The following is a 12,912-nucleotide window of genomic DNA, read 5'->3' as shown; positions in this document are numbered from 1 at the left end:
TTGCCGCTACCCCTGACGAATAAGTTCGCCTGTTAAAACATCCCTGATTTCCGACGGGTTCATTCGTCCTCCGACATCCCCAACTAGCACAGGAAAATCATCACCAAACTGTTGAGAAACTTCAAGAGCCGTGCGACAAGGAGGCTGACCACTTAAATTGGCGCTGGTCGACACCAACGGTTTACCGTAATGACGACACAATTCTTTAACTAACGAGTGGTCACTAACGCGCACTGCAAGCGAAGAAAATCGCCCCGTTAACCATTGAGGGGTCGTGCGTTTTGCAGGTAATACCCAAGTAACCGGCCCAGGCCATGTGGAAAACATCATCGCCTTCTGCTCGTCAGATAACACGCTGTCATCAATATAAGGAGCCAATTGGCTAAAATCTGCCGCAACCAGGATCAGCCCCTTTTGCCAGGGGCGTTGTTTTAAGGCCAGCAGACGATTAACCGCCACTTCACTATCAGGATCGCATCCCAACCCGAATACTGCTTCAGTTGGATACGCAATAACCTGCTCGTTATGTAATTCCTGCAAGACGGACATCATTAATTCATTAGGCACACACATTACTCATTCTTGTCAATTTCTGCCGCTATAGGTTTTCCACATAATTTACTGGCACAAAATAGCCTGGTGCCTTGTGCCGTTTTTTTCTCAACCAATAAAGTGTAATGGCAAGAAGGACATTCACCCGCTACCGGCTTATGGTTTAACGTAAACTGGCAATCGGGATAGCGATCGCAGGAATGAAACACCTTGCCATAGCGAGATTTACGCTGTAACAACGTTCCTACATTACACTGTGGACATCGAATCGCCGTTTCATCAGGGCGATCAATCGCCTCGGTGTGACGACATTCAGGGTAATTGCTACAGCCGATGAACATCCCATAACGGCCTTGCCTTAGTACCAATGTCGACTGACAAAGCGGGCACTGCTGCCCATCCAACACTTTGACGATATGTCCATCAACTTGCGCTTTCAGTGGGCGAATGAATTCGCATTCTGGATAAGTAGAGCAGCCTAAGAATGGGCCATTCCGACCAGAACGGATAACCAAAACCGCCCCACAGTCTGGACAGATTTCCTGTTTTTTTTCAGCAAACAATGCAGGTTTAGCCATTCGAACTGTTATTCCTTTGGCTATTGCACATAACCGTCATTGACCTCGAAGAGTAATTCTTCCATTTGCTGATAGGCATTTTCACACCCTGGGACATTGAAAAGCACCATGAGAATAACCCACTTCAGATCTTCAAGATCAAATTCCTGCGTTTCCAACGCCATGACGCGTTCAATAATCATTTCCCGAGTTTCAAGACTCAGAACCTGAATTTGCTCAAGGAATAATAAAAAGCCTCGACAATCCGCATCAAGACGCAGCTCTTCATCCCGTGTATAGATCCGCATAGCCAGAGGATCGTTAGCAAGATAAAGCGGGGCAGTCTGCCCCTCCTGAATATCGGCCAATTTTTCCAGCCAGCTCAGCGCACTATAGATATCGTTACGATGAAATCCAGCTCGGGTGAGGTCATCAGTTAACGTATCCTGATCGACACGTATTTCAGTTTCATTTTGGATGTAGCTCTCAAACAAGTACATGAGTACGTCGAACATGGCCAGCTCTCCTCAATCGGACATAGCCGCCGGGTACTGCAGCGATCCACCCTGCTAACTCCAGTTCAAGTAACTTAACAACTATCTCTGGCACAGGTTGGCCGACACGTTCAGCGACGACGTCAACAGGTGTAACCTCATCCCCTACGTTAGCCAACACGTCGGCAAATGGCAATTCGTCATCCTCTTCTTCGGTAGAAAAAGTTTGTTCGCTCTGCATCGGTAACCACTGTAACCCACCACCTAACTGTTCAAGAATATCCTTCGGATGTGCCACCAGACTAGCGCCTTGTTGGATTAACCAGTGTGTTCCCTCTGTCATAGGATTACCGATTGGCCCTGGCAGAGCAAAAACCTCCCGACCTTGCTCTAACGCATAACGCGCTGTGACTAGCGACCCGCTGCGAATCGAAGCCTCAATAACCAGAACTCCCATACCTAATCCGCTAATGATGCGATTTCTTCTGGGAAAGTTGGTTGGGAAAGGGGGCATCGAGAGGGGAAACTCTGAGACCAGCGCACCGCCATCGTCACAAATACGTTCTGCAAGCTTAGCGTGCCGCTTAGGATAAATATTCTCCAGCCCACTTCCCAACACAGCGATAGTTCCCCCTTCTGCATCCAAAGCCGCACGATGAGCAATACCATCAATGCCAATTGCCAGCCCGCTTGTCACTGTAAGGTCATTGGCAGCAAGTTCTTGAGCAAAAAATCGTCCCCAGCGTTCTCCGTAAGCACTGCTGCCTCGGCTACCAATAATTGCTATTTGCGGCGATGCCAATAACTCAGGAGAGCCAGACACAAAAAGCAACAGCGGAAAATCGCGAATATTGCTCAACAGAAAGGGATACAGAGCATCCTCGCACGTCACGAGATGATGATTGGGATAAGACAACCACTCGAGTGTTTTTCCCAAGCTCTTACGATCATAGGAATGGAATTGTGCGATTTGAGTATCAGACAAACCTAATGTGCTCAGACTCTCATTATCGAACGTGTTTACATCAACAAGCCTTCTGACAATAGCCCGAGCCCGCCCGGCGCTCAGATGCCTTACGGCCGTCATACGTAGCCAAATTTCCGTTGATAGCATCAGCGTCCCTTATTCCGCTATGTTCAGATAAGTGGTGCAATTCAGTGTGGATGCTGTCAATCAGAGCAGGAAATGTCTAGAATGATAATCAATACTTTTAACTATTCAGATACAGATCTAGATATATATGTCAGTTTTACAGATATTACATTTTCCAGACGAGCGGCTTCGCATCACTGCGCAACCCGTAAAAGAAGTTAATGCAGAGATTCAACGTATCGTGGATGATATGTTCGATACCATGTACGAAGAAGAGGGTATCGGTTTGGCTGCAACACAAGTTGATATTCATCAGCGTATTATCGTGATTGACGTCTCTGAAGAACGAAATCAACGGTTGGTGTTGATCAATCCCGAACTGATTGAAAAGAGTGGCGATACTGGCATTGAAGAAGGTTGTTTGTCGATTCCTGAAACACGTGCGCTGGTTCCTCGCGCAGAGCACGTCAGGGTGCGAGCATTGGATCGTGAAGGTAAAGAGTTTGAGCTCGAGGCAAGCGACCTACTGGCCATTTGTATTCAGCATGAAATGGACCATTTGGTTGGAAAACTCTTTATCGATTACCTTTCCCCGCTTAAACGCCAGCGCATTCGTCAAAAGTTAGAAAAAATGGCTAAGCAGAATAGCCGTGCCCGATAATTTTTTATCCTGACAGGAAGCATCGTGTCTGATTCTTTACGTATCATCTTTGCTGGCACCCCGGATTTTGCAGCGCGTCACCTTGACGCGCTTTTATCATCAGTGCATGAGATCGTCGGCGTTTTTACACAGCCCGACCGACCAGCAGGTAGAGGCAACAAGCTCACCCCCAGTCCGGTAAAAGTACTGGCAGATCAACATAACATTCCCGTTTTTCAGCCTAACTCTCTGCGACCAGCAGAAAATCAGGCGATGGTTCAGGCGTTAGATGCCGATGTTATGGTCGTTGTCGCCTACGGCTTAATTCTGCCGCAACCCGTATTATCGATGCCTCGTCTTGGCTGTATTAATGTCCACGGTTCCCTATTGCCCCTCTGGCGCGGCGCCGCTCCCATTCAGCGTGCGTTGTGGGCTGGAGATAGCGAAACGGGAGTGACAATCATGCAAATGGATGTCGGGCTGGATACTGGCGCCATGCTGCACAAACTTGCGTGCCCCATCCTGCCACAGGATACCAGCGCCACGTTGTACGATAAACTTGCTGAACTGGGGCCACGTGGCCTATTGGAAACGCTGGAACAGCTTGCTGACGGCAGCGCTGTTGCTGAAAAACAAAATGACGCTCTTGCCACCTATGCAGACAAACTTAGCAAAGAAGAAGCTCGTCTCAACTGGCAGTTACCTGCAGAGCAGCTTGAGCGCTGTATTCGTGCTTTTAATCCTTGGCCAGTCAGCTATTTCGTCGTCGATGAACTGCCAGTGAAAGTGTGGAAAGCTGAGGTCATAGCCAAAGCCCATGGCTCACAGCCAGGTACAATCATACAGGCAGACAAGCAAGGCATTCAGGTAGCAACAGCCAATGGCATCTTGAATATTAAGGAATTGCAGCCTGCAGGCAAAAAAATCATGGGCGCGCAGGACTTGCTTAACTCACGTCGTGAGTGGTTCGTTCCCGGTAATACTCTGGACTAATCTATTTTTCATACTGGTGTCATTCCGGTATATCCTCTCTTTTTACGTATATGTCATCGCTAACACATGAAAAGCTCATACAATCTACGCAGTATTGCCGCAAAAGTGGTGGGACAGGTTCTGGATCAGGGACAATCACTTAGTGCCTTATTACCTGTTTATCAGCGTCAAGTCTCCGAGAAAGATCGCGCGCTTTTACAAGAGCTTTGCTTTGGCGTATTGCGCGTTTTACCCCAGTTGGAGTGGTGTATTCAGCAGCTGATGGCAAAACCCCTGACGGGCAAACAACGCACGCTGCATTACCTCATTATGGTCGGCATTTACCAACTGCACTATACGCGAATCCCACCACATGCGAGTCTGGCAGAGACGGTAGAAGGTGCCGTTGCGCTAAAACGGCCACAGCTTAAAGGGCTGATAAATGGCGTATTGCGTCAATTTCAGCGCCAACAGGAAGAACTCATTCAGCGTGAGGCAACTCACTCATCTCACTACCTGCATCCAAACTGGCTGCTGGCACGCATTGAGCAAGCCTATCCTCATCAATGGCAAGACATCGTTGAGGCGGATAATCAACGTCCTCCGATGTGGTTACGCGTAAATCGGTTACACCATACACGGGAAGCCTACTTAAATTTACTGGCACAAGAGGGAATTGAGGCATTCCCTCATACTGTTTTCACTGATGCAGTACGGCTTGCTTCTCCTTGTACCGTCGATCAATTACCAGGATTTTCACAAGGATGGGCGACGGTGCAGGATGCATCGGCTCAAGGTTGCATCTATTGGCTCGATCCACAAGATGGCGAGCATATCCTCGACCTCTGCGCCGCACCTGGAGGTAAAACGACGCACATTTTAGAAGCTGCGCCACAATCTCACGTACTCGCTGTCGATATTGATGAAACCCGTTTAGGTCGCGTAAAAGAAAATTTACTTCGATTGAACATGCATGCAGAAGTGAAACAGGGCGATGGGCGTTACCCCGATTTGTGGTGTAAAGGGCGTATGTTTGACCGTATTCTGTTGGATGCCCCTTGTTCCGCCACTGGCGTGATTCGTCGTCATCCAGATATTAAATGGTTGCGCCGGGACAGAGATATCGAGGAACTGGTTGCGCTGCAAAAAGAGATTTCTGACGCCATCTGGCCACATCTCAAAGTAGGCGGAACGATGGTCTACGCGACTTGCTCCATTCTGCCACAAGAAAATGCCCAACAAGTTGCTGATTTCCTGACTCGCCATGTCGATGCAACACTGGTTGATACGGGAACACGCGAACTGCCAGGCATACAGATGCTGCCTCATGCTGATGGTGGCGATGGTTTCTTTTATGCGAAGCTGGTAAAAAACTGATATTGAACCCAGTATTGTCTGCAACAGGCAGCAATCAATAAACGGCATGGCTTATTATGAAAATTATCATCCTTGGCGCGGGTCAGGTCGGTGGAACACTGGCGGAAAATCTAGCCGGTGAAAACAATGACATCACTGTCGTTGATACTGATGCGAACCGGTTACGCCAGCTTCAGGATAAGTTTGATCTGCGCGTCGTTACGGGCTATGCCTCTCACCCGCGGGTACTACGTGAAGCGGGAGCGGAAGATGCAGATATGTTAGTCGCCGTTACCAATTCAGATGAAACGAATATGGTAGCGTGCCAGATTGCTTATTCTCTTTTCAAAACCCCAAATCGAATTGCGCGGATTCGTGCCGCTGAATACATCCGAGAATCAGAACAGCTATTTTTGCCTGAGGCCGTTCCCATCGATCACCTTATCTCTCCAGAACAGCTAGTAATCGACAATATTTATAAACTGATCGAATATCCTGGGGCGCTTCAGGTCGTCAATTTCGCCGAAGGCAAAGTATGCTTGGTCGCCGTTAATGCTTATTATGGCGGCCCACTGGTCGGAAACGCGCTTACCTCTCTACGCGAACACATTCCTCATGTGGATACCCGTGTTGCTGCCATTTTCCGCCACGATCGCCCTATCCGCCCGCAGGGTTCAACAATTATCGAAGCCGGTGACGAGGTGTTCTTCGTTGCCGCTTCTCAACACATACGCGCAGTAATGAGTGAATTGCAACGACTTGAGAAACCTTATAAGAGAATTATGATCGTCGGTGGGGGAAATGTCGGTGCAGGTTTAGCCCTACGATTAGAAAAAGATTACAGTATCAAATTGATAGAGAGAGATGCCGATCGCGCTGTAGAACTAGCAGAACTTTTGCAAAACACCGTTATATTTCATGGCGATGCGTCAGACCAGGAGCTCCTCGCCGAGGAGCATATTGAACAGATCGATGTTTTCATCGCCATTACCAATGATGATGAAGCAAATATTATGTCAGCGATGCTAGCTAAGCGGATGGGGGCAAAAAAAGTGATGGTACTCATCCAACGTCAGGCTTATGTAGATCTGGTTCAGGGTAGCGTCATTGATGTCGCTATCTCTCCGCAACAGGCCACTATTTCTGCGCTACTTAGCCATGTCCGCAAGGCAGATATTGTTAACGTGTCTTCTTTACGCCGCGGTGTTGCCGAGGCCATCGAGGCTATCGCCCACGGCGACGAGGGTACATCAAAAGTTGTCGGAAGAATGATTGACGAGATCAAACTTCCCCCCGGAACGACTATCGGCGCAATTGTACGTGGCGATGATGTCATTATTGCCAATACAAATAGCAAAATTGAGCAAGGCGACCATCTTATTATGTTCTTAGCCGACAAGAAATTTGTGCCTGATGTTGAACGACTATTTCAACCTAGCCCCTTCTTCTTGTAATCTAGGAACAGGTTTATCGCGAATAGATAATCTGGCAAAGAGGCGGCAATTGGTTAGAATTAATTTATATTTTTGGCAAGGAGAGTGGATATGAGCATCATTAAAGAATTTAGAGAATTTGCCATGCGTGGCAACGTTGTCGATTTAGCTGTGGGGGTCATTATTGGCGCAGCTTTTGGAAAAATTGTCTCTTCGCTGGTATCAGATATTATTATGCCACCACTCGGACTTCTGATAGGCGGTGTTGATTTTAAACAATTCAGCCTAATTCTTCGTGACGCAGAGGGCGACATTCCCGCTGTTGTCATGAACTATGGCGTTTTCATTCAAAATATATTTGATTTTATCATTGTCGCATTTGCCATTTTCATGGCAATAAAACTAATGAATAAGTTACGGCGTAAACAAGAAGATGCGCCTGATGCACCACCAAAGCCTAGTGCCGAAGAGAAATTGTTGTCTGAAATTCGCGACTTGCTAAAAGAACAGCAGTCTAAACCGTAAACATCAAAGTCTATTCAGCATCTATCTCATCGCGTAAGAAGCGGAAAGGCCAGAGGTAAACAATCATTTGATTGCTTACCTCTGGCCTCCCAATCTCCTTTCTTAATATGCTTTTCTTTTCTGCGATAACTTCCTTTCCCTTTTTCATTTACTTCGATACGTTGACGAAACAGTGGATCATGCAGCAACGCTTCAATGACGTTGTCCTGAATTTTTCCGCGTCTATGACGATAGGTGGTCATTATCACTCCTAATAAAATTGAGCTAATGAGTAGTATATGTATTAATAAATCTGGAGAAGTATAAAGCAGCAATGGAAAGATGAGAACGAATTCTTTTGGTAACTAGAGCTTTTTATTAAGCTGTGTTTTATATTCCTGATAGAGAAAGTCAGTATTGATCCCTTTCTGCTGCAAGCTAAATTCCAGCATGCGCAAGCGCCGAGATACTTCCTCATACTTAGAGGAATCGCAGGATATCGTTCTAAGAAAGTCAGCTAGTTGTAAGGCATCTTTCCTTTCTTGAAGTTCTACAGGCAAATAACCAGCATTCTTGAGTAACCGATAGGCGATTCTTAGCTCCTGCGGTACACCGCTATCGTCATCAAGAATTAAAGGGCTACCGGTTCCAGGAAGGTTGTCAAAAACACCGTCATCCTGAGCCTTACGAATATGTTTTTCAACTAACTCATCAATCAACCACATGGCAATCTCTTACCCGCTTCATTAATAGAGCTAAGTTAATTTCAGATGTAAAAAAACCGGGTTACCCCGGTTTTTTATGCTTTTGCAGATTACTCTGCAGCAGCCACTTCTTCTGTCTGTGAAGCTGAGCGATCAACTAGCTCGATGTATGCCATCGGCGCGTTATCACCTGCACGGAAACCACACTTCATAATACGAGTGTAGCCACCAGCACGGCTCGCGAAACGCGGGCCCAGTTCATTAAACAATTTTGCCACAATCTCGTTATCACGAGTACGGGCGAATGCCAGACGACGATTAGCAACACTATCGGTCTTGGCAAGAGTAATCAGCGGTTCAACAACGCGACGCAGCTCTTTCGCTTTCGGCAGGGTCGTCTTGATGATTTCATGACGAACCAAAGAACTAGCCATGTTACGGAACATAGCCTGACGATGGCTGCTATTACGGTTCAGTTGACGACCACTCTTACGATGGCGCATGACCTTATCCTTCTCAGTAAAACCTTAACCTGTGATCCGGTTACTCATCAGCAATACTTGCCGGCGGCCAATTTTCCAGGCGCATACCCAGAGACAGACCACGGGAAGCCAGTACATCTTTAATCTCTGTAAGAGATTTTTTACCCAGGTTAGGTGTTTTAAGTAACTCAACCTCGGTACGCTGCACCAGATCACCGATGTAGTGGATAGCTTCTGCCTTAAGGCAGTTAGCAGAGCGGACAGTCAATTCCAGATCGTCAACAGGGCGCAGCAGAATCGGATCGAACTCTGGTTTCTCTTCTTTCACCTCTGGCTGACGAACATCGCGTAGGTCAACAAAAGCTTCCAGTTGTTCAGCCAGGATGGTAGCCGCACGGCGGATTGCCTCTTCAGGATCAATCGTACCATTGGTTTCCATTTCGATGACCAGCTTATCCAAATCAGTACGCTGTTCTACGCGAGCCGCTTCAACATTGTAGGCTATACGCTCTACGGGGCTGTAGCAGGCATCAACTAACAGACGACCAATTGGGCGCTCATCTTCTTCCGTATGAATACGGGCAGACGCCGGCACATAACCACGACCACGCTGAACCTTTATACGCATACTAATAGATGCATTTTCATCAGTCAGATGGCAAATTAAGTGCTGCGGCTTGACGATTTCGACATCACCATCATGGATAATGTCGGCTGCAGTCACAGGGCCAATGCCAGATTTATTCAAGGTAAGAATAATTTCGTCTTTACCTTGAACTCTCACCGCCAGCCCTTTCAGGTTGAGCAGGATTTCCAGGATATCTTCCTGTACGCCTTCTTTGGTGCTGTACTCATGCAGTACACCATCAATCTCAACCTCGGTCACCGCGCAACCAGGCATGGATGAAAGCAGAATACGGCGCAGTGCGTTGCCAAGAGTGTGGCCGAAACCTCGCTCTAATGGCTCAAGGGTCACCTTGGCGTGCGTCGAACTGACTTGCTCGATATCAACCAGGCGCGGTTTTAGAAACTCTGTCACAGAACCCTGCATTGTGTCCTCTCTTTGGTACTAAGCTTTACTTGGAGTAAAGCTCGACGATCAGGTGTTCATTAATGTCCGCAGACAGATCGGTACGTTCAGGAATACGTTTGAACACACCTTCCATCTTGGCAGCATCAACTTCCAGCCAAGTTGGCTTTTCACGCTGTTCAGCCAGCTCCAGAGCGGCTTTTACGCGAGACTGCTTCTTCGCTTTCTCACGGATGCTGACTACGTCATTCGGGAATACCTGATAAGAAGCGATGCTAACAACGCGGCCGTTAACCATAATTGCTTTATGGCTTACCATCTGACGTGCTTCAGCACGAGTGGCGCCAAAACCCATACGGTAGACTACGTTATCCAAGCGACCTTCCAGCAGTTGCAACAGGTTTGCACCTGTATTGCCTTTCAGTCGCGCGGCTTCTTTATAATAGTTGCGGAACTGGCGCTCTAGAACACCGTACATACGGCGAACCTTCTGCTTTTCACGCAACTGAACACCATAGTCAGATAAACGCGGTTTACGTGCGCCATGCTGACCAGGAGCTTGTTCAATTTTACACTTGGAATCGATCGCACGAACACCGGACTTGAGGAACAGGTCGGTGCCTTCACGACGGCTCAGCTTGAGCTTAGGACCCAAATATCTTGCCATTTTCTTTCTCCAGCAATCCTAAAAGCGGCGATTATACGCGACGCTTTTTCGGCGGACGACAACCGTTATGAGGGATCGGAGTCACATCAGTAATATTAGTGATGCGAAAACCAGCCGCGTTCAATGCGCGGATAGTAGACTCACGACCTGGACCAGGTCCTTTAACCATAACTTCCAGGTTCTTAATACCGTATTCTTTCACGGCCTCTGCGCAACGTTCTGCAGCTACCTGAGCAGCGAACGGCGTAGATTTACGAGAACCACGGAAACCGGAACCACCGGCAGTTGCCCAACCCAACGCATTACCCTGACGATCGGTAATAGTTACGATGGTATTGTTGAAAGAAGCATGGACATGAGCCACACCGTCAGAGACTTGCTTTCTTACACGTTTACGTGCACGAATAGGTGCCTTTGCCATTATTCAATCACCCCGATTATTTCTTGATCGGTTTACGCGGACCCTTGCGGGTACGGGCGTTAGTCTTGGTACGCTGACCACGCACCGGCAGACCACGACGATGACGCAAACCACGATAAGTACCAAGATCCATAAGACGCTTGATGCTCAGGGTAACTTCACGACGCAGATCACCTTCTACAACAAACTTAGCAACTTCGTCACGCAGCTTATCGATTTGCTCTTCAGACAGCTCACTGATCTTAACATCTTCAGCAATCCCAGTTGCAGCACAGATAGCCTGTGACCGGGTTTTACCGATACCGAAAATCGACGTTAAAGCAATAACGGTATGTTTATGATCAGGAATGTTAATGCCTGCTATACGGGCCACTATGCACTCCTACAATTTTATACAGCAACACCACTCTGAAAAGCCCGTTTTCAGGATACTCAAATAATGTTGCGGCTACATACAAAAGATTGGCTGGCTAATCTAGCCAGCTCAATCCAACTTTGCAAGAAAAATATGCGAGATAATCAGCCTTGACGCTGTTTATGCTTTGGTTCAGCACTGCAGATCACACGAACGACACCGTTACGTTTAACAATCTTACAGTTACGACATAATTTCTTGACGGAAGCACGAACTTTCATTTTTACTCTCCGTAACTTCTCAAGCTCACCTAATTAACGGTTATAGCCTTTCAGGTTTGCTTTCTTCAATGCAGACTCATATTGACTCGACATCATCAGAGTTTGCACTTGAGCCATAAAGTCCATGATGACGACAACAACAATCAACAAAGATGTTCCCCCGAAATAGAAAGGGACTTTCATTGCGTCACGCATAAACTCCGGGATCAGGCAGATAAAGGTAATATACATCGCACCAATAAGAGTTAGGCGAGTCATCACTTTATCAATATATTTCGCCGTTTGCTCTCCCGGACGAATTCCTGGCACGAATGCACCGGACTTCTTCAGGTTATCTGCTGTTTCACGCGGGTTGAAGACCAACGCTGTGTAGAAGAAACAGAAGAAGATGATTGCAGACGCGTAGAGTAACACATAAAGCGGTTGCCCGGGCTGCAAATACAGCGAAATAGTTGTCAGCCAGTCCCAACCGGTACCGCCCCCAAACCATGATGCGATCGTAGCAGGGAACAGAATAATACTGGAAGCGAATATTGCGGGAATAACCCCAGCCATATTTACCTTCAGCGGTAAATGCGTACTCTGTGCGGCATAAACTCGACGTCCTTGCTGACGTTTTGCGTAATTAACGACAATACGACGTTGACCACGCTCAATGAAAACAACGAAGAAGGTTACTGCAAACACTAAAACTGCAACCAACAGCAACAGGAGGAAGTGCAGGTCGCCTTGCCGAGCTTGCTCGATGGTATGGCCAATGGCCGGCGGCAAACCCGCAACAATACCCGCAAAGATTATGATTGATATACCGTTACCGATACCACGTTCAGTAATCTGTTCGCCTAGCCACATTAGGAACATCGTTCCAGTAACCAGACTTACGACAGCAGTAAAATAGAAAGCAAAACCTGGATTTATTACCAAATCTTGCATTCCAGGCATATTTGGCAAACCGGTAGCAATACCGATAGACTGAAATATAGCCAGGACTAATGTACCGTAACGGGTATACTGGCTGATCTTGCGTCGGCCAGCTTCCCCTTCTTTCTTAATTTCCGCCAACGTGGGATGAACCACCGTCAGCAACTGGATAATAATTGATGCCGAGATATACGGCATAATACCCAGTGCAAAGATAGAAGCACGGCTGAGAGCACCACCCGAGAACATATTAAACATCTCAATAATGGTGCCTCGCTGCTGTTCAAGCAATTTGGCAAGCACAGTGGCATCAATACCAGGAATTGGGATAAAAGAGCCAATACGGAAGACGATTAGCGCACCGATAACAAACAAAAGTCTGCGCTTCAGTTCACCAACCCCACCTTTAGCACTTTGAAAATCTAACCCTGGTTGTTTAGCCATCTGCTA

Annotated in this window: 18 protein-coding genes; 5 read left to right on the top strand and 13 right to left on the bottom strand. The window is 47.3% G+C overall.

The window, feature by feature from the left end; genetic code table 11:
• Positions 1-6: 6 nt before the first annotated feature.
• The 4 genes from tsaC to dprA are packed head-to-tail and all read right to left on the bottom strand — an operon-like array spanning position 7 to position 2,717.
• Entirely contained in the window at positions 7-573 is a 567-nt protein-coding gene (gene tsaC, locus RFN81_RS01675) for an L-threonylcarbamoyladenylate synthase type 1 TsaC (protein ID WP_264497505.1), read from the bottom strand.
• Positions 573-1,130 carry a DNA topoisomerase family protein gene (locus tag RFN81_RS01670; protein WP_264497504.1) on the bottom strand — a complete coding sequence of 186 codons (558 nt, stop codon included), beginning with the start codon at positions 1,128-1,130 and terminating at the stop codon, positions 573-575. Before RFN81_RS01670 ends, tsaC begins: the two co-directional genes overlap by 1 nt.
• A 20-nt stretch (positions 1,131-1,150) precedes the next feature.
• A complete protein-coding gene (locus tag RFN81_RS01665) occupies positions 1,151-1,624 on the bottom strand; it encodes a DUF494 family protein (protein WP_264497503.1) in 474 nt (157 codons plus the stop codon).
• Complete coding sequence (dprA, locus tag RFN81_RS01660) at positions 1,596-2,717, bottom strand: DNA-protecting protein DprA (RefSeq protein WP_264497502.1); 1,122 nt, start codon at positions 2,715-2,717, stop codon at positions 1,596-1,598. The genes RFN81_RS01665 and dprA overlap by 29 nt, the downstream gene beginning before the upstream one ends.
• A gap of 127 nt (positions 2,718-2,844) precedes the next feature.
• Between dprA and def the strand changes: the two genes are divergently transcribed.
• From def to mscL, 5 genes are all read left to right on the top strand, one after another.
• The gene (gene def, locus RFN81_RS01655) at positions 2,845-3,357 is read left to right on the top strand and encodes a peptide deformylase (RefSeq protein ID WP_264497501.1); all 513 of its coding nucleotides are present in this window, start codon (positions 2,845-2,847) and stop codon (positions 3,355-3,357) included.
• 24 nt (positions 3,358-3,381) lie between these two features.
• Complete coding sequence (fmt, locus tag RFN81_RS01650) at positions 3,382-4,329, top strand: methionyl-tRNA formyltransferase (RefSeq protein WP_264497500.1); 948 nt, start codon at positions 3,382-3,384, stop codon at positions 4,327-4,329.
• A 66-nt stretch (positions 4,330-4,395) separates the two neighbouring features.
• A complete protein-coding gene (gene rsmB, locus RFN81_RS01645; protein WP_264497499.1) occupies positions 4,396-5,685 on the top strand; it encodes a 16S rRNA (cytosine(967)-C(5))-methyltransferase RsmB in 1,290 nt (429 codons plus the stop codon).
• Between the two features lie 56 nt (positions 5,686-5,741).
• Complete coding sequence (gene trkA, locus RFN81_RS01640) at positions 5,742-7,118, top strand: Trk system potassium transporter TrkA (protein ID WP_264497498.1); 1,377 nt, start codon at positions 5,742-5,744, stop codon at positions 7,116-7,118.
• Positions 7,119-7,208: 90 nt separating this feature from the next.
• A complete protein-coding gene (gene mscL / locus RFN81_RS01635; RefSeq protein ID WP_264497497.1) occupies positions 7,209-7,622 on the top strand; it encodes a large-conductance mechanosensitive channel protein MscL in 414 nt (137 codons plus the stop codon).
• Between the two features lie 26 nt (positions 7,623-7,648).
• Here the strand turns inward: mscL and RFN81_RS01630 are convergent, their stop codons facing one another.
• The 9 genes from RFN81_RS01630 to secY form a co-directional block, all read right to left on the bottom strand.
• Positions 7,649-7,864, bottom strand: coding sequence for an alternative ribosome-rescue factor A (locus RFN81_RS01630; RefSeq protein ID WP_264497496.1), 216 nt, complete (start codon positions 7,862-7,864; stop codon positions 7,649-7,651).
• A 102-nt stretch (positions 7,865-7,966) separates the two neighbouring features.
• Positions 7,967-8,326, bottom strand: a complete 360-nt coding sequence (locus RFN81_RS01625; RefSeq protein WP_264497495.1) for a DUF1992 domain-containing protein — start codon at positions 8,324-8,326, stop codon at positions 7,967-7,969.
• Positions 8,327-8,415: 89 nt separating this feature from the next.
• Positions 8,416-8,808, bottom strand: coding sequence for a 50S ribosomal protein L17 (rplQ, locus tag RFN81_RS01620; protein WP_264497494.1), 393 nt, complete (start codon positions 8,806-8,808; stop codon positions 8,416-8,418).
• Between the two features lie 40 nt (positions 8,809-8,848).
• Positions 8,849-9,838 carry a DNA-directed RNA polymerase subunit alpha gene (locus tag RFN81_RS01615; protein WP_264497493.1) on the bottom strand — a complete coding sequence of 330 codons (990 nt, stop codon included), beginning with the start codon at positions 9,836-9,838 and terminating at the stop codon, positions 8,849-8,851.
• Positions 9,839-9,863: 25 nt separating this feature from the next.
• Positions 9,864-10,484 carry a 30S ribosomal protein S4 gene (gene rpsD, locus RFN81_RS01610; protein WP_264497492.1) on the bottom strand — a complete coding sequence of 207 codons (621 nt, stop codon included), beginning with the start codon at positions 10,482-10,484 and terminating at the stop codon, positions 9,864-9,866.
• A gap of 31 nt (positions 10,485-10,515) precedes the next feature.
• The gene (rpsK, locus tag RFN81_RS01605) at positions 10,516-10,905 is read right to left on the bottom strand and encodes a 30S ribosomal protein S11 (RefSeq protein ID WP_002438687.1); all 390 of its coding nucleotides are present in this window, start codon (positions 10,903-10,905) and stop codon (positions 10,516-10,518) included.
• A gap of 16 nt (positions 10,906-10,921) precedes the next feature.
• Positions 10,922-11,278 (bottom strand): 30S ribosomal protein S13, encoded by a 357-nt coding sequence (gene rpsM, locus RFN81_RS01600; RefSeq protein ID WP_010286058.1) that lies wholly within the window; start codon positions 11,276-11,278, stop codon positions 10,922-10,924.
• Between the two features lie 146 nt (positions 11,279-11,424).
• The gene (rpmJ, locus tag RFN81_RS01595; RefSeq protein ID WP_002227352.1) at positions 11,425-11,541 is read right to left on the bottom strand and encodes a 50S ribosomal protein L36; all 117 of its coding nucleotides are present in this window, start codon (positions 11,539-11,541) and stop codon (positions 11,425-11,427) included.
• A gap of 33 nt (positions 11,542-11,574) precedes the next feature.
• On the bottom strand, positions 11,575-12,906 hold the full coding sequence (secY, locus tag RFN81_RS01590) for a preprotein translocase subunit SecY (protein WP_264497491.1): 1,332 nt from the start codon (positions 12,904-12,906) through the stop codon (positions 11,575-11,577).
• Between the last annotated feature and the right edge of the window lie 6 nt (positions 12,907-12,912).

The organism is Pectobacterium cacticida, from assembly GCF_036885195.1.
GTDB lineage: Bacteria > Pseudomonadota > Gammaproteobacteria > Enterobacterales > Enterobacteriaceae > Pectobacterium > Pectobacterium cacticida.
Note: the sequence above shows the minus strand (reverse complement) of the source record. Positions and strands in the feature narration are given on the sequence as shown.

What these genes read in the sequence shown, in the direction of transcription:
- tsaC (WP_264497505.1), bottom strand. Translation starts at nt 573, where the DNA reads ATGTGTGTGCCTAATGAATTAATGATGTCCGTCTTGCAGGAATTACAT.
- RFN81_RS01670 (WP_264497504.1), bottom strand. Translation starts at nt 1,130, where the DNA reads ATGGCTAAACCTGCATTGTTTGCTGAAAAAAAACAGGAAATCTGTCCA.
- RFN81_RS01665 (WP_264497503.1), bottom strand. Translation starts at nt 1,624, where the DNA reads ATGTTCGACGTACTCATGTACTTGTTTGAGAGCTACATCCAAAATGAA.
- dprA (WP_264497502.1), bottom strand. Translation starts at nt 2,717, where the DNA reads ATGCTATCAACGGAAATTTGGCTACGTATGACGGCCGTAAGGCATCTG.
- def (WP_264497501.1), top strand. Translation starts at nt 2,845, where the DNA reads ATGTCAGTTTTACAGATATTACATTTTCCAGACGAGCGGCTTCGCATC.
- rsmB (WP_264497499.1), top strand. Translation starts at nt 4,396, where the DNA reads ATGAAAAGCTCATACAATCTACGCAGTATTGCCGCAAAAGTGGTGGGA.
- trkA (WP_264497498.1), top strand. Translation starts at nt 5,742, where the DNA reads ATGAAAATTATCATCCTTGGCGCGGGTCAGGTCGGTGGAACACTGGCG.
- mscL (WP_264497497.1), top strand. Translation starts at nt 7,209, where the DNA reads ATGAGCATCATTAAAGAATTTAGAGAATTTGCCATGCGTGGCAACGTT.
- RFN81_RS01630 (WP_264497496.1), bottom strand. Translation starts at nt 7,864, where the DNA reads ATGACCACCTATCGTCATAGACGCGGAAAAATTCAGGACAACGTCATT.
- RFN81_RS01625 (WP_264497495.1), bottom strand. Translation starts at nt 8,326, where the DNA reads ATGTGGTTGATTGATGAGTTAGTTGAAAAACATATTCGTAAGGCTCAG.
- rplQ (WP_264497494.1), bottom strand. Translation starts at nt 8,808, where the DNA reads ATGCGCCATCGTAAGAGTGGTCGTCAACTGAACCGTAATAGCAGCCAT.
- RFN81_RS01615 (WP_264497493.1), bottom strand. Translation starts at nt 9,838, where the DNA reads ATGCAGGGTTCTGTGACAGAGTTTCTAAAACCGCGCCTGGTTGATATC.
- rpsD (WP_264497492.1), bottom strand. Translation starts at nt 10,484, where the DNA reads ATGGCAAGATATTTGGGTCCTAAGCTCAAGCTGAGCCGTCGTGAAGGC.
- rpsK (WP_002438687.1), bottom strand. Translation starts at nt 10,905, where the DNA reads ATGGCAAAGGCACCTATTCGTGCACGTAAACGTGTAAGAAAGCAAGTC.
- rpmJ (WP_002227352.1), bottom strand. Translation starts at nt 11,541, where the DNA reads ATGAAAGTTCGTGCTTCCGTCAAGAAATTATGTCGTAACTGTAAGATT.
- secY (WP_264497491.1), bottom strand. Translation starts at nt 12,906, where the DNA reads ATGGCTAAACAACCAGGGTTAGATTTTCAAAGTGCTAAAGGTGGGGTT.